The organism is Caenimonas koreensis DSM 17982 (assembly GCF_009646335.1).
Lineage (GTDB): Bacteria > Pseudomonadota > Gammaproteobacteria > Burkholderiales > Burkholderiaceae_C > Ramlibacter > Ramlibacter koreensis.
The window spans coordinates 34580-53521 of the sequence record NZ_WJBU01000006.1 but is presented as its reverse complement, the minus strand read 5'-3'; the positions used below and the strand labels follow the sequence as shown (position 1 = coordinate 53521).

Here is an 18942-nt window from a genome sequence, read left to right as displayed (position 1 = left end):
CTATCTTTCGATGGGTTTGGAAGGGCTCTTTTCCACGGTCGGCGTTCCTCTGACGGGAATCTCTTAGGTGGGGTACCAGAATGATTCTGGTCTCTGACGCGGAGCCACAAGGCGCTGCAGAGCCCTCAATTATACGAAGTTCTCTGCCCGGCGCGTTAACATCTGTGCATGTACAGCTACCGCCACGGCTTCCATGCCGGCAACCACGCCGACGTCCTGAAGCACGCGATGCTGATCGCGATCCTCAAGCACCTCACCCAGAAGGACGCGGCCCTGACGGTCGTCGACACGCATGCGGGCGCTGGCCTGTACCGGCTCGACGGCGACTATGCCGGCACCTCGGGCGAGGCTGAGGACGGCGTCGTCAAGCTCTTCACTGCGCTTGCCCCGCCCGGCTCTGCAAAGCCCGCTATCGAAGATGTAGCACCCCTCATCCAGGACTACATGGAGCTCATCGCCGAGTTCAATCCGCAAGGAACACTAAAGATTTATCCCGGCTCGCCGTTCGTCGTCCAGAAGCTCTTGCGAACCGAGGCGCGCGACAAGCTCAAGCTGTTCGAAATGCACCCGACGGACAGCAAGGCGCTGGCCGCAAACATCGCCCAGCTGAACGCCGGCCGCCAGATTGCGGGCGCCCGGCAAGACGGCTTTGAAGGCCTGAAGGCATTCCTGCCCCCGCCGTCACGCCGCGGATTGGTCCTGATCGACCCGAGTTACGAGATCAAGAGCGACTACGCCAAGGTGGCCACCTGCATCCAGGACAGCCTCAAGCGCTTTCCCACAGGCACGTACGCTGTCTGGTATCCGGTGATCCCACGGCCAGAAGCGCATGACCTGCCGCGCCGGTTGAAGACGCTATCCAACCAGGCTGGCAAGCCATGGCTGCACGCAACACTCGCTATCGGCCAGGATGAGGCGCGCAATGTGCCCGGCGAAGAAGCGCGTGGACAAGGCCTGACGGCCAGCGGCATGTTCATCGTGAACCCGCCGCATACGCTCAAAGCCGCCCTCACACAGGCGCTGCCCCAGCTCGTGAAGGTGCTCGGTCGAGGCCGCGGGCAAGGCCACACGCTGGAATCGGGCGGCTGAAGAAAGCGCGGCGCGGTGCAGCACCACCTGGCCCAGGTCAACGTTGCCTATGCGCTCGGCGCGCAGGACGACCCTGTCATGGCAGGTTTCAATGCCCAACTCGACGAGATCAATTCGCTGGCAGACGCAAGTCCGGGCTTTGTGTGGCGCTACATGTCCGACTCACGCGATGCGGGGCAGCGCGAGTTCGCCGATCCTCTTGTGCTCTTCAACATGACGGTGTGGCAAACCATGGAAGCGCTGCACGCATTCGCGTACAAAACCAACCACGGCAAGGTTTTCGCGGCTCGCAAAAGCTGGTTCGGCGACTGGAAGTCATGCGTGTCGCGCGTGGTCGAACTCGGCGAAGGCGTACCGCCGGTCGTCCTGTGGTGGGTTGAGGCCGGACATCACCCCACCGTCGCCGAAGCGATTGAAAAGCTGCGCCTGCTGGGCCGCAACGGCCCGAGCGCTGACGCGTTCACTTTCAAGCAAGCCTTCACCGCGGACGGTAGGCAGCTCGAGCGCTAAAGACGGCTTAGACGCCCAGGCGCTTGCAGATCTCGACGGTCGCACCTGCCTGGTTCATCGTGTAGAAGTGCATGGACGGCGCGCCACCGGCCCGCATCCGCTCGCACAGGTCCGTCACCACATCCAGGCCGAACGACTTGATCGAAGCCGTGTCGTCACCAAAGCTTTGCAGCCGCAAGCGAATCCACCTGGGAATCTCGGCACCGCAAGCGTCGGAAAAACGCATGAGCTGCGTCGAGCTCGCAATCGGCATGATCCCCGGAATGATGGGTACGTTGACGCCCGCCTTCTTCGCTTCATCGACAAAGCGGAAGTACGCGTCAGCGTTGAAGAAATACTGCGTGATGGCCGAGTCCGCACCAGCATGCACTTTCGTGGCAAAAGCCTGCAGGTCGCTTTCAGGCGACTTTGCCTGCGGATGCACTTCGGGATAGCAGGCGACCTCGATATGAAAGTCGCGGCCCGTTTCCTCGCGAATGAAGCTGATCAGGTCGCTCGCGTAGTGAAATTCGCCGCCGATACCAAAGCCGCTCGGCATATCGCCGCGCAGGGCCACCAGGCGCCTGACGCCCATGGCCTTCAAGTTCGCCAGCTCTTCGCGCACCCGGGCGCGCGTGGCACCAATGCATGACAGGTGCGACGCCGCATCGACACCCTCTTGCAGGATCTCGCCGACAGTTTCGAACGTGCCCTTTTGCGTCGAGCCACCCGCGCCGTAAGTCACGGAACAGAACTCGGGCTTGAGCTGGTACAGGACTTTGCGCGCATCGCGCAGCTTGGCCGCGCCTTCAGGCGTCTTGGGCGGAAAAAATTCAAGGCTGATGGGAAGCGTCATGACAAGGCCCCAGTGGCGTTGTTATTTCTGTGCGTGGATGAAGAACTCTCGATTGCCGTCGCCACCGTCGATGGGGCTGTCGAACCAGCTTCGCACTTGCAGGCCGAGATCGGTGCAACACGTGCGGATGCGGTTCTCCACGAACGCGTAGAGCGACGTGTCCGTCACGATCCCGCGTTTGCCGACCTGGCCCGGCTGCAACTCGAACTGCGGCTTGGCCAGCATGAGCAGATGGCCGCCCGGCTTGAGCAGAGGCACGATCGCCGGCAACACCAGCGTCATCGAGATAAATGAAAGATCGCCGACGATCAGATCGAAATCCTCGCCGGCTTGCTCTGCAGTGAGCTCGCGCGCATTGACCTTTTCGATCACCACCACGCGTTCGTCGTTTCGCAGGCTGTCGTGCAATTGCGCTTGCCCAACGTCGACACCAACCACTTGCGCGGCGCCGTGTTGCAGCAGGCAGTCCGTAAACCCGCCGGTGGACTGGCCGACGTCGAGGCACACCCAGCCTGCCGGATCAATCCCCGCAGCCTTAAGCGCACCCTCGAGCTTCAGCCCGCCACGCGACACATACCGCGACTCGGACGCATCGAGCAGCTCGATCTCTGCTTCCAGCGGAACGTCGTCGCCATTCTTGGCAACGGTCTTCCACTCGCCTCGATCAAGCCAGCGCACGCCCGATGCAATCAGGCGCTGCGCCTGCGACCGCGACGACGCGAGGCCGCGCTCGACAAGGAGTTGATCGACTCGCAATCAGTAGCGATACGTGTCGGGCTTGTACGGGCCGGTCTTGGGCACGCCGATGTACTCGGCCTGCTCTTCGGTCAGCTCGGTCAGCATCGCGCCGACTTTCTTCAGGTGCAGGCGCGCCACCTTTTCGTCGAGGTGCTTGGGCAGCACATAGACCTGGCCGGCGGCATACGAATCCGGGCGCGTGAACAGCTCGATCTGCGCGATCACCTGGTTGGTGAACGACGAGCTCATCACGAAGCTCGGGTGGCCCGTGCCGCAGCCCAGGTTCACGAGGCGTCCGCGCGCCAGCAGGATGATCTTCTTGCCGTCCGGGAAGATCACGTGATCGACCTGCGGCTTGATCTCTTCCCACTGGTAACCCTCGATCGAGGCGATGTCGATTTCGTTGTCGAAGTGGCCGATGTTGCAGACGATCGCCTGGTCCTTCATCTTCTCCATGTGCTCATGGCGGATCACGTGCTTGTTGCCCGTGCTCGTCACGAAGATGTCGGCCTTGTCGGCGGCGTATTCCATCGTCACGACCTTGTAGCCTTCCATGGCGGCTTGCAGGGCGTTGATGGGGTCGATTTCAGTGACCCACACCTGGGCGGACAGCGCACGCAGCGCCTGTGCCGAGCCCTTGCCCACGTCGCCGTAGCCGGCCACGCAAGCAACCTTGCCTGCAATCATCACGTCGGTGGCGCGCTTGATGCCGTCCACCAGCGATTCACGGCAGCCGTACAGGTTGTCGAACTTGCTCTTGGTGACCGAGTCGTTCACGTTGATCGCGCGGAACAGCAGCGTGCCCTTGGCGCTCATTTCCTTCAGGCGGTGAACGCCCGTCGTCGTTTCTTCCGTCACGCCGATGATCTGCGCGGACTTGCGGCTGTACCACGTCGGGTCTTGCGCGAGCTTGGCCCTGATCGAGGCGAACAGGCACGTTTCTTCTTCGCCCTTGGGGTTTGCGATGAGCGATGCGTCCTTCTCGGCGCGCTTGCCCAGGTGCATGAGCAGCGTGGCGTCGCCGCCGTCGTCCAGGATCATGTTCGGGCCTTCGCCCTCAGAGCCCTTGGCGCCGAATTCGAAGATGCGGTGCGTGTAGTCCCAGTAGTCGGCGAGCGACTCGCCCTTGATTGCAAACACCGGTGTGCCGGCTGCGGCGATAGCGGCAGCGGCGTGGTCTTGTGTCGAGTAGATGTTGCACGAAGCCCAGCGCACTTGCGCGCCCAGTGCCTGCAGCGTCTCGATGAGCACTGCCGTCTGGATGGTCATGTGCAGCGAACCGGTGATGCGCGCGCCCTTCAGCGGCTGCGACTTCGCGAATTCTTCGCGCACGGCAACCAGGCCGGGCATCTCGGTTTCGGCGATGCGGATTTCCTTACGGCCCCAGTCGGCAAGCGACAGGTCGGCAATGGCGTGGTCGTGGATGGGTTTGAGAACGGCGTTCATGTGTGGCTCCAGAGCTTTGAATGGATCAGCCACTGCACCATGAAAGGGGAATCTGGAACTCACCTCACAGGAACAGTGGGTGAGCGTCGTTGCGTAGGTCCGAGCCTCACACCTTGTGGTGCTGCAACGCTCCTCGGATGCGCGAATTGTACCCACGAGCCGCAGCCCCCGCTAGACTCGGGTCATGCATCGCCTCGTACTCATCCTGGTTGCGTGGCTTCTCACTGCGGCGGCCATCGCGCAGCCGGTCGTGCCCGCGCCTGCCGCACCCCCCGTCACCGTCGACACACGAGCAGAATGCCTCGCGCTCGGCGGCGCGTGGCTGGCGAGCCGGCAATCATGGATGGCCGTGTGCCAGGTACCGTGGGGGCGGGACGACTGCTTCCATCTTGGCGGCGGCTGGACGCCCAACAGCGCCATTTCTGCCGGCGGCTTTTGCACCGCGCAGATTTCCGAGCGCGCCACGGCACGCCAATGCACCGATTCCGGTGGCACCTGGGGGCCGCCCGGCTCCACGATGCCCTACTGCCAGCCCAATACCGTCCGCGCCAAGCCGCCCGTGAAGAAAGCGTCCGACGCCAACCGCGCGTGCGATGGCCAGGCCGACTGCATCTACGGCTGTATCTACAAAGGCCCGCCCGTCGTGATTGGCGCGCGCGTGCAAGGCGTCTGCCGCGCGACCAATCAGGTCGAAGGCTGCGATGCGATGGTGGAGTCCGCACGCTATGTCGGCTCCATATGTAAACGATGACTGCAACCAACCCTTCTGCCTCCCCTCCCATTGAACCGATGCTCGCCAAAGTAGCGCAGGAACTTCCTGCCAGCGAGGGCTTCCTGTTCGAACCGAAGTGGGACGGCCTGCGCGCCCTCGTGTTCTCCAACAAGGACGGCATCTACATCCAGGGCCGCGACAAGAAGCCGCTGAACCGCTACTTCCCCGAGCTCGAGCGCGCCCTGTTCGAAGTGCTGCCCAAAGGCTGCGTGCTCGACGGCGAGATCGTCGTTTCGGGCGACAAGGGCCTGGACTTCGACGCCCTCCAGGCGCGCATCCACCCCTCCACCACCCGCGTCGCGCTGCTCGCCAAGAAAACACCCGCCTCGTTCGTCGCGTTCGACCTGCTGTGCGCAGGTGGCAAGAGCACGATGGCCCTGCCGCAGGCGCAGCGGCGCGTGCGCCTCGAACGCTTCCTCGCTGCCGCGAAGCCGCCGCTGTACCTCACGCCCATGACGCGAGACCGCGCCGTGGCTCAGGACTGGCTCGACCGCTTTGAGGGCGCCGGCCTCGACGGCGTGATGGCCAAGCCCGAAGCACTGCCGTACACGCCAGCCAAACGCGCGTTGTTCAAGATCAAGCATGAGCGCACCGCCGATTGCGTCGTCGCCGGATTCCGCTTCTACAAGGATCGCGAAGACGCCGTTGGCTCATTGCTTCTGGGCCTGTACGACGAACTTGGCGTGCTGCAGCACATGGGCAGCGCCTCGACGTTCACGATGGAGCAGCGCGTCGCCCTGCTCGAAGAACTCGCGCCGCTGCGCAAAGACGCCTTGAAGAACCACCCGTGGGCCAATTGGGGCGAGCCGCAGGCGCATGAAGAAGAGCGGCAGCCCGGCGTACGAAGCCGGTCAGCGGCCGGCAAAGACCTGCGCTGGGAAGCACTGCGGCCCGAGCGCGCCGCCGAGGTGAAATACGACCAGCTGCAAGGCGACCGCTTCCGCAATGCGGCCACCTTCGTGCGCTGGCGCGACGACAAGCCTGCGGCGCAATGCCGCTATGGCCAGCTTGAAACCGTGGGCGCGGCAGAGCTGCAGGCAATGTTCACGGCTCGCAGCAACAAGCGCTGAGGTCGACGCGGCTGTAGCCGTCCAGTGTCCATGCGCTGCGCAGGCTCGAGAAGGCCGAGACTTGGCGCAGCGCCAGAACAACAGAAATACTAACCTTTGCGTATTTGAAATACGCAAAGGTTAGTATTTCTTGCTTGGGAGTTCATAGAATGCTAACTTTTCCGTATCTGAAACACGGAAAAGTTGTAAATGCCCCTTCATCTCGTCGGCGAGACCATCGACAAGACCCGTAGCCACTATCTGGCCGAGACGGGCAAGCTCGTCCAGTTGATGCGCGGCATCTATGTCGATGCCGCCGACGACATCGATCAGACCGTTCTTGCCCATGCCGTGCGCATCGGCCGCTATCTCTATCCCAATGCTTACCTCTCGGCGGCCAGTGCCGTTCTGCTGGGGCCGACCCGCGACGGCCGCCTTTATCTGACCGGGCCACGCGTGCAACGCACGCGCCTGCGAGCACTGGAAATCGTTCAGAACAGAGCTCCGGCCAAGCCCGCACTCGCTTCGGCCACCGTTGCAGACAGCCTGGGCGAGTTCACCGTCAATGTCTCCTCGATCCGCCAGAGGTTCCTTGAAGCTTTTCGCCTGCGCAGCGAACATGCCGCGTCCATCGATGCGGCCACGCGAGAGGCCATCGCCGCCCGCCTTGCCCTGGAGTACGGCGGCGCGAATGCCGCAAGCGACGCCGTATGGGCGCTGGCCCGTGAAAACGACTGGTATCGCGAAGGCGAAGGGGCAGAAAAGTACCTGCTACGCGGCCAGTCAATTGCGACCGCGCGCAACGAGGCCGCGTTCGCGTTGACCGTGGCATGGCACGGTCAGCCCATCGGCACTCTCGCGCATGACGGCTTTGAATGGCGATGGTCGCAGGCCGACAGCGGCGTGCGTATGCCATCAGTCATCCGTCAGACGATGCCGGGCCGACTGCCGCCCTTCGTGGTGTCACTGCTGCCAGAAGGCTGGTTGGAAAGCGTCCTCCACGAGCGCGACGAACGAGCCCTGCTTCGCTCCGGCAGGCGCTACATGTCCAACGTCACGATGGCAGAGAGCGCAAATGAACTTGCCGTCCTGCCGCTCGATGTCATCGCGACGCCGCTTGCCACACATACAGCAGACGGGGTGTTCACAGGCACCTATCTCGGGCCTGGGCGCAGCGCAATGGAGCAAGACTTCGAGCGCAACCTCGCCACGATTTATGAACGTGCCGATACGCCGCGCCTGTCTGGCGTACAGATCAAGGCGCCGATGACGCTCGACCCGCACGGCAGGCTCTCGCCAAGCATCGGTACACCGTTCACGCACATCCTCAAGCCCGCAGGAACCAGCGGCTTCGAGGCATTGCCGCTGGTCGAGTGGATCGGCCTGAACCTGGCGAGGCAAGCCGGGTTCGCGGTACCGGAAAACGCACTGGTCGCAATGCCAGACGGCATGCCGCCAGCGCTTCTTGTCGAGCGGTTCGACATTCGCGCAAGCGCGGATGATCATCGCCTGCTGGCGATGGAAGACCTATGCTCGGTGCTCGATCTCTCGCCCGAGGCCAAGTACGACGGCACCATCGAACGTGTGGCGCGCGCACTCCGGGGCCAGTCCACGTCGCCCGAAGAAGATCTCCTGATTCTCATGAAGCGCGTCGTGTTCGCCTGGCTCATTGCCGACGGCGACATGCACCTCAAGAACATGGCAATTCTGAAAACCGCTGAACCCGGCGATCCGGCTTTCCGCAGCGTTCGCCTTGCGCCCGTGTATGACACGTTGACAACGCGCGTCTTCCCACGCCTTGAACACGATCGGATGGCGCTGAAGCTCAACGGCAAGGACGAACGGCTCAGGCGGACCGACTTCCTCGCGGTCTCTGCGATAGCCGGACTTCGGGCATCGGACACCAACGCGGCGATCGACGACGTTCGAGAAAGGATGCGGGCTGCCGTTGCCACGATCGCGCTGCCCACGCTCGTCCACTACGGGCCAGCCGGCGAAGATGCTGTTACACGGACGCTTGAGATATGCCGCGATCGGATTGCCGCGTTCGTGTGACCTGGTGACTGGGCGGCACAATACGGAGTTTGCAGCCGTGCCATAACCGCGCTGCCGCCAGTCTCCGGAGTCTTCCCCTTGTCCGCCTCGCCCTCCTTCGCCCCGTTCGCCGCCGAAACCCGGCGCCGCCGCACCTTCGCCATCATTTCCCACCCCGACGCGGGTAAAACCACGCTGACGGAAAAGCTGCTGCTGTTCTCTGGCGCGATCCAGATCGCGGGCTCGGTCAAGGCACGCAAGGCCACGCGCCACGCAACGTCTGACTGGATGGAAATCGAGAAGCAGCGCGGCATCTCGGTCGCCTCATCGGTGATGCAGATGCTCTACCGCGACCACGTCATCAACCTGCTCGACACACCCGGCCACAAGGATTTCTCTGAAGACACTTACCGCGTGCTCACCGCCGTCGATTCGGCGCTGATGGTGATCGACGCGGCCAATGGCGTCGAAGCACAGACGCGCCGCCTCATCGAAGTCTGCCGCCAGCGCAACACCCCCATCATCACGTTCGTCAACAAGATGGACCGTGAGGTGCGCGAGCCGCTCGACATCCTCGATGAAGTCGAGCGCGAACTGGGCATGCCGTGCGTGCCAATGACATGGCCCGTCGGCCAGGGCAAGTCGTTCGGCGGCATCATGAACCTGCGCACGAAAGCGATGACGGTGTTCGACTCCGGCCAGGAACGCCTGCCGCAAGACTTCGAAACGATTCCGCTGGCCGACCGCAGCAACCTCATCGCACGCTTCGGCAGCGAATTCGAAACCGCCGAACAAAGCATGGAACTCGCCATCGGCGCCTCGCCCGAATGGGACCATGCAGCGTTCCTCGCCGGCAAGCAGACGCCCGTGTTCTTCGGCTCCGGCGTGAACAACTTCGGCGTGATGGAAGTGCTGGATGCGCTCGTCGATCTCGCGCCCTCGCCGCGTTCGCGCATGAGCCACCTCACGACCGGCGGGCAAACCGTCACGAAAGAAATCCAGCCCGAAGACGAGAACTTTGCAGGCGTCGTGTTCAAGGTGCAAGCCAACATGGACGCGAACCACCGCGACCGCATCGCCTTCGTTCGAATGGCCTCGGGCAAGTACGTGCCCGGCAAGAAGCTGAAAGTGCAGCGCACAGGCAAGGAGCTGCGTCCGACTTCCGTCGTCACGTTCCTCTCACAACGGCGCGAAGCGGTCGATGAAGCGTATGCTGGCGACATCATCGGCTTCACTACCCACGGCGGTGTGCAGCTCGGCGACACCATCACCGATGGCGCCAACCTGCAATTCACCGGACTGCCCTTCTTCGCGCCAGAGCTTTTCACCACGGTGATCCTGCGCAACCCGCTGCGCACCAAGCAGCTGCAGCAAGGCCTTGCTCAGCTTGGCGAAGAAGGCGCGATCCAGGTGTTCCGTCCGCAGATGGGCGGCTCCATGTTGCTCGGCGCGGTCGGCCAACTCCAGTTCGAAGTCGTGCAACATCGCTTGAAGTCGGAATACGACGCCGACGTGAAACTCGAAAGCTCGCAGTACACCGGCGCACGCTGGATCACAGCCGACACACCCGCCGAACTGCGCGCCTTCACAGACGCCTATCCGCAGCGCATGGCGCTCGACGCAGCGGACACGCTCGCCTTCCTCTGCACGTCGCCCTACGACGTGCGGCTCGCACAAGAGCGCTTCCCGAAGATCCACTTCCATCCGCTGCGCGAGCACGCCGGCCTGGCGCTGCACAACAACTGATTCGCACCATGCTGCAGCTTGCCGGGTGGCCCGAAGCCGATCGCAAGAACATCGTCGGCGTCTTCACCGACATCGACGACACATTGACGACGGAAGGCGTCGTGACGGGCGACGCATTGCAGGCACTGGCTGACCTGAAGGCAGCGGGCATCGTCGTCATCCCGATCACGGGCAGGCCTGTTGGATGGAGCGAGCCGTTCGCGCTGCAATGGCCTGTCGATGCGATCGTGGCGGAGAACGGCGCCATGGCGCTTGTGGGCGACGGTGCCGGCCAGCTCAGGAAGATTTACCAGCAAGACGAAGACCTGCGCGCCAGCAATTACGCACGGATGCAGGAAGTCGCGGCGCGCATCATGGCCGAAGTGCCCGGCGCCATGCTCTCGCGCGACAGCCCGGGCCGCGAAACCGACATTGCCATCGACCACAGCGAGTACACCCACCTGCCCGAGGCGCTCATTGCACACGTCGTGCAGCTGATGCAACTCGAGGGCATGAACGCCACCGTGAGCTCGATTCACGTCAACGGCTGGTACGGCGACCACAACAAGCTTGCAGGCGCGCGCTGGATCGTTCGCGAGCTCTTCCACCGGGAACTCGACGACGAGATCGATCGATGGGTCTATGTCGGCGACTCAACCAACGACGTGCTCATGTTCGAGCACTTCCCGCACAGCATTGGTGTTGCGAACATTCGCCGCTTTGAATCGCAGCTGACGCATCCGCCGCGGTACATCACACCCTCACCGCGCGGTGCGGGGTTTGCAGAAGTCGCACAGGCGGTTGTCGCAGCCTCGTCGCTGCGCAGCTGATCCGCGATCGGGCGCCGGTGCGCTAGTTCGTCTTCATCAAGCCCAGTTTTTCCACGAGCGCCTTCTCGGTGGCAAACGTGTCCTGCGCAAACTTGGTGTACCCGGCCGTGCTCATGTACATCGGCAGCATGTCGTAGCGGTTCAGCGCGGCGACGTAGGTCGGGTCTTCCATCGCCTTCTTGAACGCGTCGTGCAACTTCGCGACGACTTCTGGTGGCGTGCCGCGCGGTGCACCAATGCCAAATGGCGAGTTCTGCACGATGTCGATGCCAAGCTCTTTCAACGTCGGCGCATCGGGGAACTTGGGCAGGCGCTTTTCGCCCCACACGTTCAACACGCGCACCTTGCCAGCGTCCACCAGCGGCGCCCAGCCTGTCGAGTCAGAGCCGGCCATCAGTTGCCCACCCATCAGCGCCTGGTTCAACTCCGCATTGCCCTTGTACGGAATGTGATTGAGCTGCAGCCCGAGCTTTTGCGCGATCAACTCCGTGGTCAGGTGCGGGCTGGTCAACACACCCGTCGAGCCATAACTCAGCTTGCCCGGATTGGCCTTGGCGTACGCCACAAAGTCGGCCCAGTTCTTGATGGGCCCATCCGTCGGCGCGACCATGCCAAATGCGTAGCCAGTGACGTTGATGATGTAGCTGATGTCCTTGATCGGGTCCCACGTGAGCTTTGTCGTGTACGGCAGGCGGAACACGCCAAGCGGAATCTGCGCGAGCGTGTAGCCATCGGGCGGCGATATCTGCAAGGCTTGCGCCGGAAGCGTGCCGCCCGCACCTGCCTTGTTCTCGACGACCACTTGCTGCCCCAGGATCTTCGACGCGTTGTCGGCGAGCGAGCGCATCGTGATGTCGGTCGGCCCGCCTGCGGGAAAGGCAATGATCAGCTTGATCGGCTTGGCCGGATACGACTGTGCGAAAGCGGTGAGCGACGGCGCGGCCACTGTGGCGGCGGCGAACTGGATGAGGTGTCTGCGCTGCATGAGGCTTCCTTGCGATGCAAATGGATGCGCCATTGAAACGCAGCCCGCAAAAAGCTCAATCGGGTTTCACACTAGCCAGTCGCGCGCGTGACGCGGCGCACAATGGCCGGGCTGACAGACCCTTCATCGACCCACCCGCCCGAACCACCGTGACCAACACCCATCGCCCTGCCCTGCTGCTCACTGGCCACATCACGCCGCACCCGCCGCTCGAAGCGCAGCTCATGGCCGCATTCGATTGCCATGTGCTTGCAGACGAAGCCGATCCTGCCGCGTTCATCGCGCGCGAAGGCAGCCGCTATCCCGTGCTCGTCACATCCGGCAAGAACGGTGCGAACGCCGACCTGATCGCATCGCTCAAAGGCCTGAAGGCCATCGCACATTTCGGTGTGGGTTATGACAACGTCGACGTGGCAGCTGCGTCGAAACAAGGCGTCGTCGTGAGCAACACGCCTGACGTGCTGAACGACTGTGTCGCCGACCTGGCAATGGGCCTGTTGATCGACACCGTGCGCGGGTTGAGCGCATCGGAGCGGTTCGTGCGCCGCGGCGACTGGCTCAAGGGCAACTTCAGGCTGACATCGCGTGTCAGCGGCAAGAAGCTCGGCATTGCGGGCCTGGGCCGCATCGGCCGCACGATCGCGAAGCGCGCATCGGGCTTTGACATGGCCATCCGCTACTACTCGCGCAATCCCGTTGCAGGCGTCACGTTCCAGCACGAAAAATCGCTGGTCGAGTTGGCGAAGTGGTGCGACGTGCTCATGGTCGTCGTCTCGGGCGGTCCTGCCACGAAGCACCTCGTGTCCGCCGAAGTCATCGAAGCGCTCGGCCCGCAAAGCTTCCTCGTGAACGTGTCGCGCGGCAGCGTGGTCGATGAAGAGGCGCTGATCCGCGCGCTGAAAGACAAACAAATCGCCGGCGCCGGCCTCGACGTTTTCGCCGACGAGCCGAGGGTGCCGGCGGCACTCATGGAATTCGACAACGTCGTGCTCCTGCCCCACATGGCGAGCGGCACACACGAAACCCGCAAGGCCATGGGCGACCTGGTGTTCGCGAACGTGCAGTCGTTTTTCGAAACCGGCAAGCTCGTGACGCCCGTTCCCGCGTAGTGCCACCGGGGCCACCAGCGCCACCGGAGCGGGCATTTCGCTCAGCGCGCCAGCACCGCCTTCAGCGCAATGCCGGTGTTGGTCTTCTTCGCCACCACCTGTTCGGGCGTCGCTGCTGCCACCACCTTGCCGCCGCTGTTGCCGCCCTCCGGCCCCAGGTCGATCACCCAGTCGGCCTCGGCGATCACATCAAGGTCGTGCTCGATCACGATCACGCTGTGGCCACCATCGACCAGCCGGTGCAGCACCTTCGACAGCTTCTCGACGTCGGCCATGTGCAGCCCCACCGTCGGCTCATCCAGCACATACAGCGTGTGCGGCGGCTTCACGCCGCGCCGCGTGATGTCGTCGCGCACCTTCGACAGCTCAGTCACCAGCTTGATGCGCTGCGCCTCGCCGCCTGAGAGCGCGGGCGAAGGCTGCCCCAGCGTCAGGTAGCCCAGCCCCACATCCTTGAGCAACTGCAGCGGATGGCTGATGTTCGTCATCGCGGCGAAGAACTCCACCGCCTCATCGACTTCCATCTGCAGCACATCGCCGATGCTCTTGCCGCGCCACGTCACGGCCAGCGTTTCCGGGTTGAAGCGAGCGCCGTGACACGACTCACACGGCACCTTCACATCTGGCAAGAAGCTCATGCCGATCGTGCGCATGCCCTGGCCCTCGCACGTGGGGCAGCGGCCCTCGCCGGTGTTGAACGAGAAGCGGCCCGGGCCATAGCCGCGCGCCTTCGCTTCGAGCGTGTCGGCAAAGAGCCGGCGCACTGTGTCCCAGAAGCCGATGTAGGTGGCAGGGCACGAACGCGGCGTCTTGCCGATGGGCGTCTGGTCCACTTCCAGCACCCGGTCGACCATCTGGTAGCCATCGAGCGACTTGCAGCCCACCCACGCCGGGTGCTTGCCCTTGTCGTCCGCCTCGCGGCCCGCCTTGGTCATGCGCTGCTGCACGATGGCCTGCACGTTGTGCAGCAACACATCGCGCGCGAGTGTCGATTTGCCAGAGCCGGAAACACCGGTCACGGCAACCAGTCGCGTCAGCGGCACATCAACATCGACTTGCTGCAAGTTGTGCAAGTCAGCGCCGCGCAGCAAAAGCTTCGGTGTGTCGCTCGCGATAGCGCGGCGCGCCTTCGCCGGATGCTTCATCGCATGCAGCAGGTAGCGGCCCGTCACAGATTCATCGACAGCTGAAATATCCGCTGCCGATCCTTGCGCCACGATCCGGCCACCCCGCTTGCCCGCACTCGGCCCGATGTCGATGATGTGATCGGCACGGCGAATCGTTTCTTCGTCGTGCTCGACCACGACCAGCGTGTTGCCCTTGTCGCCCAGCTTGTGCAGCGCGTTCAGCAGCACCTGGTTGTCGCGCGCGTGCAGGCCGATGGTCGGCTCATCGAGCACATAGCAAACGCCTTGCAGGTTCGACCCGAGCTGCGCAGCCAGGCGAATGCGCTGCGCTTCACCGCCCGAGAGCGTCGGTGCACCACGGTCCAGCGTGAGGTAGTTCAGCCCCACCTCTTCAAGAAACTCGAGCCGGCTGCGAATCTCCGGAATCAGGTCACGCGCCACGCCTTCTTCACGCAAAGTGAGCACGCCCTTGACCTGCAGGCTCTCTATCCAGCGGCGCACTTCCACGACCGACAGCGCTGCGATATCGGCGATACCCGTCTTGTCGAACATCACGTTGCGCGCCTGCAGGTTCAGCCGCGAGCCCTTGCATGTGGGGCACGCTTCATCGGCCACATCTTCCACTTCAGGCTCGGCGAATGTTTGCTCGCGGCCCTTGTCCGCGTCGTCGCGAATCGTGTCGTCGTATGCCTTGCGCTGGTCCTTCGTCAAGCGCACGCCTGTGCCGACGCAATCAGGGCACCAGCCATGCTTGCTGTTGTACGAGAACAGCCGCGGATCAAGCTCCGGATAGCTCGTGCTGCACACCGGGCACGCTCGCTTGACCGAATACACCTCGACCTTGCCGATGTGCTGATGCCTGTCGCCGTTCGCCATCGCACCGCGCAGCCCATCGAGCGGTGCAAGCACATGCAGCACACCCTTGCCGTGTTCAAGCGCTTCAGTGAGCTTGGCGCGCAGCAGCCCCTCAGTCGCGGCAGAGATGACCAGGTCGCACACCGGCAATTCAATCGTGTGCTCCTTGAAGCGATCGATACGCGGAAAGCCCGTCGTCGGCAGGAAGTTGCCATCCACACGCAGATGCGTGTAGCCGCGCGGACGCGCCCAGTCGGCCAGCTCGGTGTACACACCCTTGCGGTTGATCACCAGCGGCGCGAGCAAGCCTATGTGCTGGCCCTTGTACTTGCGCATCAGCTGCGCGGCGATGCTGTCGGGCGTTTGCGGGCGCACTTCGGCACCGTCGTTCACGCAGTGCTGCACGCCGAGCTTGACGTAGAGCAGCCGCAGGAAGTGCCACACCTCCGTCGTCGTGCCCACCGTCGATTTGCGGCCGCCGCGCGACAGCCGCTGCTCGATCGCCACCGTCGGCGGAATGCCATACACCGCATCCACCTCAGGCCGTCCTGCTGGCTGCACGATGCTGCGCGCATACGCGTTCAGCGATTCAAGATAGCGGCGCTGGCCTTCGTTGAAAAGAATGTCGAACGCGAGCGTCGACTTGCCCGAGCCCGACACACCCGTCACCACCGTGAAGCGGTTGTGCGGAATATCGACCGAGAGCGATTTCAGGTTGTGTTCGCGCGCATTCACGATCTGGATCGCCTTCGGCGGTTGAGCGTTGGGCGTTGAGCGATGGGCGTAAGGCACGCGCGCCTCTTCCACGCCCAACGCCGCACGCTCAACGCCCAACCCCAGAGTCGAGTCGTACTCACGCAAAGCCTTGGCCGTGTGGGACGTCGCATGCAGGCGCACCTCTTCCGGTGTGCCCTCGACAACGATGAACCCGCCCGCCTCGCCGCCTTCGGGGCCAAGATCAATCAACCAGTCGGCAGCGCGAATCACATCGAGGTTATGTTCGATCACGATGACGGAATTGCCGCCTTCCAGCAGGCGCCGCATCGCGCGCATCAGCTTGGCGATGTCGTCGAAGTGCAAGCCCGTCGTCGGCTCGTCGAACATGAACATCGTGCCGCGCGTGGCCGTCGGCTGCCTGCTCTTTGAAGAGCGCCCGCCTGCCTGCGCGAGAAAACCCGCGAGCTTGAGCCGCTGCGACTCGCCGCCCGAGAGCGTGGGCACCGGCTGGCCCAGCTTCACGTACTCAAGGCCGACATCGACGATGGGCTGCAGCGCGCGGATCACATCGCGGTCATTCGCAAAGAGCGCCGCCGCTTCACTCACCGTGAGGTCGAGTACGTCCGCCACGTTCATCACGCGGCCCGCTATCGCCCCCATCGCATGCCGCTCGATCGTCACTTCCAGAATTTCGGGGCGGTAGCGCTTGCCATCACAGTCCGGGCAGCGCAGGTACACGTCGGAGAGGAACTGCATCTCGACGTGCTCAAAACCCGAACCGCCGCACGTCGGGCAGCGGCCATCGCCCGAGTTGAAGCTGAACTTCGAACCCGTATAGCCGCGCTGCTTTGCCAGCGGCGACGTCGCGAAGATTTCGCGAATCGTGTCCCACGCGCCCACGTAGCTCACCGGGTTCGAGCGCGCCGTCTTGCCGATGGGCGACTGGTCGACAAACACCACATCGCCCAGATGGTCCGCACCCAGCAGCCTGTCGTGCACGCCCGGTGTGTCTGTCGATTTGCCGAAGTGGCGCAGCAACGCAGGCGCCAGGATGTCCTGTATCAGCGACGACTTGCCCGAGCCGGAAACACCCGTCACGCACACCAGCCGCTGCAGTGGAAACTCCACCGTCACGTTTTGCAGGTTGTGTTCGCGCGCGCCTTCAAGGATCAGGCGCGGCGTTGCTTGCGTCACCGCGCGCTTGAACCCCATGCCGACGTGTTTGCGCGCACCCAGGTAAGCGCCCGTGAGTGTGTCGGCATTTCGCAGGTTGTTCGTCGTGCCATCGAACACAATCTGCCCGCCCTTCTCGCCCGGGCCTGGCCCCATGTCGATGATGCGGTCGGCAGCGAGCATGACCGCCGGGTCGTGCTCGACCACCACCAGCGTATTGCCCGCATCACGCAGGCGCTTCATCGCTTCGGTGATGCGGTTCATGTCGCGCGGGTGCAGGCCGATGCTGGGCTCATCGAGCACGAACAGCGTGTTCACAAGTGATGTGCCAAGCGCCGTGGTCAAGTTGATGCGCTGCACCTCACCGCCCGACAACGTGCGGCTTTGCCTGTCGAGTGTGAGGTAGCCGATGCCGACATCGACGAGGTACTTCAAGCGCGTCGTGATCTCTTCAAAGAGAAGCTTCAGTGCCTGTTGCTCTCCATGCCTTGCTCCTTCCCCCTCTGGGGGAAGGCCGATCCGGCCGAAGAAGTTGCGCAGCTTGTCGATCGGCAACAGCATCAGGTCGTGCAGGCACAGGCCCGGCAGCGCTTCCAGTTGCTCGCGCGTCCAGTCCACACCCACTGGCATGAACCGCTTGGCCGGCGCCAGCACGGCATCGGCGTCTTCCTTCGTGCCGATGCGCCACAGCAGGCTCTCGGTCTTCAGGCGTGCGCCACCGCACGTTTCGCACGGCGTGTAACTGCGGTACTTCGACAGCAGCACGCGAATGTGCATCTTGTACGCCTTGCTCTCCAGGTACTGGAAGAAGCGCTTGATGCCGTACCACTGCTTGTTCCAGTTGCCTTCCTTGTAGGTGGGCGTGCCGTTGATCACCCAGCCCTTCTGTTCGGCGGTGAGCTTGTACCAGGGCGTGTCGCGCGGAATGCCTGCCGTCTCGGCGTGGCGCATCAGGTCGTCCTGCGCTTCGGCCCATGCGGGGGTTTGAATCGTCTTGATCGCGCCGGCGCGCAGCGTGAGTTTGTCGTTGGGAATGACCAGGCCGTAATCCACGCCAATCACGCGCCCAAAACCGCGACACGCCTCGCACGCACCCACGGCAGAGTTGAACGAAAACATCGACGGGATAGGGTCGGTGTAACGCGTGTCGCTCTCGGGGCAATGCAGGCCGGTGGAGAACTTCCAGATCTCCTGCGCGCCTTCGTCGCCCGCATAAATGCTCATGCGCCCCGCGCCGCGCTTGAGCGCGACCTCAATCGCCTCGACCGCGCGCGCGCGCTCGGTTGCGTGCAGCCTGAACCGGTCCGCCACCACATCGAGCACTTTGCGCGGGCCGGTGGGCGTTGCCACTTCGCGCTCGGCCTGCACACGCGTGAAGCCGCTGGCGGCCAGCCACTGCTCCAGCTCTTCCTTCGTCGTCGCCAATGGCAGCTCAACAGGGAATGTCACGACGAGCCGCGGGTCGGCGCCTTGCGTGCGCGACATCAACTCCGCATAAATCGAATCCGGCGAATCGTGGCGCACCGGCAGCGCTGTCTTCTTGTCGAACAGCTGGGCAGCGCGTGCGAACAGCAGCTTGAGGTGATCGTTGAGCTCCGTCATCGTGCCGACGGTTGAGCGCGACGAGCGCACCGGGTTCGTCTGGTCGATCGCAATGGCGGGCGGCACCCCTTCGACCCGGTCCACCGCCGGCTTGTCCATGCGGTCCAGGAACTGCCGCGCATAGGCAGAGAACGTTTCGACGTAGCGGCGCTGGCCTTCGGCGTACAGCGTGTCGAACACCAGGCTCGATTTGCCTGAGCCGCTGGGCCCGGTCACCACCGTCAGCTCACCTGTTCGCAGGTCGAGGTCGAGGTTCTTGAGGTTGTGTTGCCTGGCGCCGCGGATGCGGATCAGTCCCTGGGTCATACGGAAGGTGCTTTCTGGAGGTGGCCGAACATTCTAGGGA

13 protein-coding genes and 1 riboswitch are annotated in these 18942 nt (G+C 63.5%); of the genes, 8 read left to right on the top strand and 5 right to left on the bottom strand.

Annotation, left to right across the window (positions count from 1 at the left end):
* The first annotated feature begins 168 nt into the window (after positions 1–168).
* Positions 169–1089, top strand: a complete 921-nt coding sequence (locus GHT07_RS07005) for a 23S rRNA (adenine(2030)-N(6))-methyltransferase RlmJ (protein WP_153584364.1) — start codon at positions 169–171, stop codon at positions 1087–1089.
* Between the two features lie 15 nt (positions 1090–1104).
* Positions 1105–1599, top strand: a complete 495-nt coding sequence (locus tag GHT07_RS07000) for a DUF3291 domain-containing protein (RefSeq protein WP_323740828.1) — start codon at positions 1105–1107, stop codon at positions 1597–1599.
* A 7-nt stretch (positions 1600–1606) separates the two neighbouring features.
* On the opposite strand, the gene metF is transcribed toward GHT07_RS07000, so the two are convergent.
* Genes metF through ahcY form a run of 3 tightly spaced genes read right to left on the bottom strand, consistent with a single transcriptional unit; the run spans position 1607 to position 4618 of the window.
* Positions 1607–2434 carry a methylenetetrahydrofolate reductase [NAD(P)H] gene (metF, locus tag GHT07_RS06995; RefSeq protein WP_153584363.1) on the bottom strand — a complete coding sequence of 276 codons (828 nt, stop codon included), beginning with the start codon at positions 2432–2434 and terminating at the stop codon, positions 1607–1609.
* Positions 2435–2455: 21 nt separating this feature from the next.
* Positions 2456–3190, bottom strand: a complete 735-nt coding sequence (locus GHT07_RS06990) for a TlyA family RNA methyltransferase (RefSeq protein WP_153584362.1) — start codon at positions 3188–3190, stop codon at positions 2456–2458.
* On the bottom strand, positions 3191–4618 hold the full coding sequence (gene ahcY, locus GHT07_RS06985; RefSeq protein ID WP_153584361.1) for an adenosylhomocysteinase: 1428 nt from the start codon (positions 4616–4618) through the stop codon (positions 3191–3193).
* Between the two features lie 74 nt (positions 4619–4692).
* Positions 4693–4759, bottom strand: a riboswitch (S-adenosyl-L-homocysteine riboswitch).
* A gap of 43 nt (positions 4760–4802) precedes the next feature.
* Here ahcY and GHT07_RS06980 point away from each other — a divergent pair.
* The 5 genes from GHT07_RS06980 to GHT07_RS06960 all read left to right on the top strand — a co-directional run bounded on the left by GHT07_RS06980 (position 4803) and on the right by GHT07_RS06960 (position 11028).
* Entirely contained in the window at positions 4803–5369 is a 567-nt protein-coding gene (locus tag GHT07_RS06980; protein ID WP_153584360.1) for a hypothetical protein, read from the top strand.
* A complete protein-coding gene (locus tag GHT07_RS06975; RefSeq protein WP_153584359.1) occupies positions 5366–6460 on the top strand; it encodes an ATP-dependent DNA ligase in 1095 nt (364 codons plus the stop codon). The genes GHT07_RS06980 and GHT07_RS06975 overlap by 4 nt, the downstream gene beginning before the upstream one ends.
* A gap of 189 nt (positions 6461–6649) precedes the next feature.
* Positions 6650–8494 (top strand): type II toxin-antitoxin system HipA family toxin, encoded by a 1845-nt coding sequence (locus tag GHT07_RS06970; protein ID WP_153584358.1) that lies wholly within the window; start codon positions 6650–6652, stop codon positions 8492–8494.
* A 78-nt stretch (positions 8495–8572) separates the two neighbouring features.
* A complete protein-coding gene (locus GHT07_RS06965) occupies positions 8573–10219 on the top strand; it encodes a peptide chain release factor 3 (RefSeq protein WP_153584357.1) in 1647 nt (548 codons plus the stop codon).
* 8 nt (positions 10220–10227) lie between these two features.
* Positions 10228–11028 (top strand): HAD-IIB family hydrolase, encoded by an 801-nt coding sequence (locus tag GHT07_RS06960; protein ID WP_153584356.1) that lies wholly within the window; start codon positions 10228–10230, stop codon positions 11026–11028.
* A 22-nt stretch (positions 11029–11050) separates the two neighbouring features.
* Here the strand turns inward: GHT07_RS06960 and GHT07_RS06955 are convergent, their stop codons facing one another.
* Positions 11051–12013: a Bug family tripartite tricarboxylate transporter substrate binding protein gene (locus tag GHT07_RS06955; protein WP_153584355.1), complete on the bottom strand. Its 963-nt coding sequence runs from the start codon at positions 12011–12013 to the stop codon at positions 11051–11053.
* Between the two features lie 149 nt (positions 12014–12162).
* On the opposite strand from GHT07_RS06955, the gene GHT07_RS06950 reads away from it, so the two are divergent.
* On the top strand, positions 12163–13122 hold the full coding sequence (locus tag GHT07_RS06950) for a 2-hydroxyacid dehydrogenase (protein ID WP_323740827.1): 960 nt from the start codon (positions 12163–12165) through the stop codon (positions 13120–13122).
* 41 nt (positions 13123–13163) lie between these two features.
* Here the strand turns inward: GHT07_RS06950 and uvrA are convergent, their stop codons facing one another.
* A complete protein-coding gene (gene uvrA, locus GHT07_RS06945) occupies positions 13164–18902 on the bottom strand; it encodes an excinuclease ABC subunit UvrA (RefSeq protein WP_153584353.1) in 5739 nt (1912 codons plus the stop codon).
* Between the last annotated feature and the right edge of the window lie 40 nt (positions 18903–18942).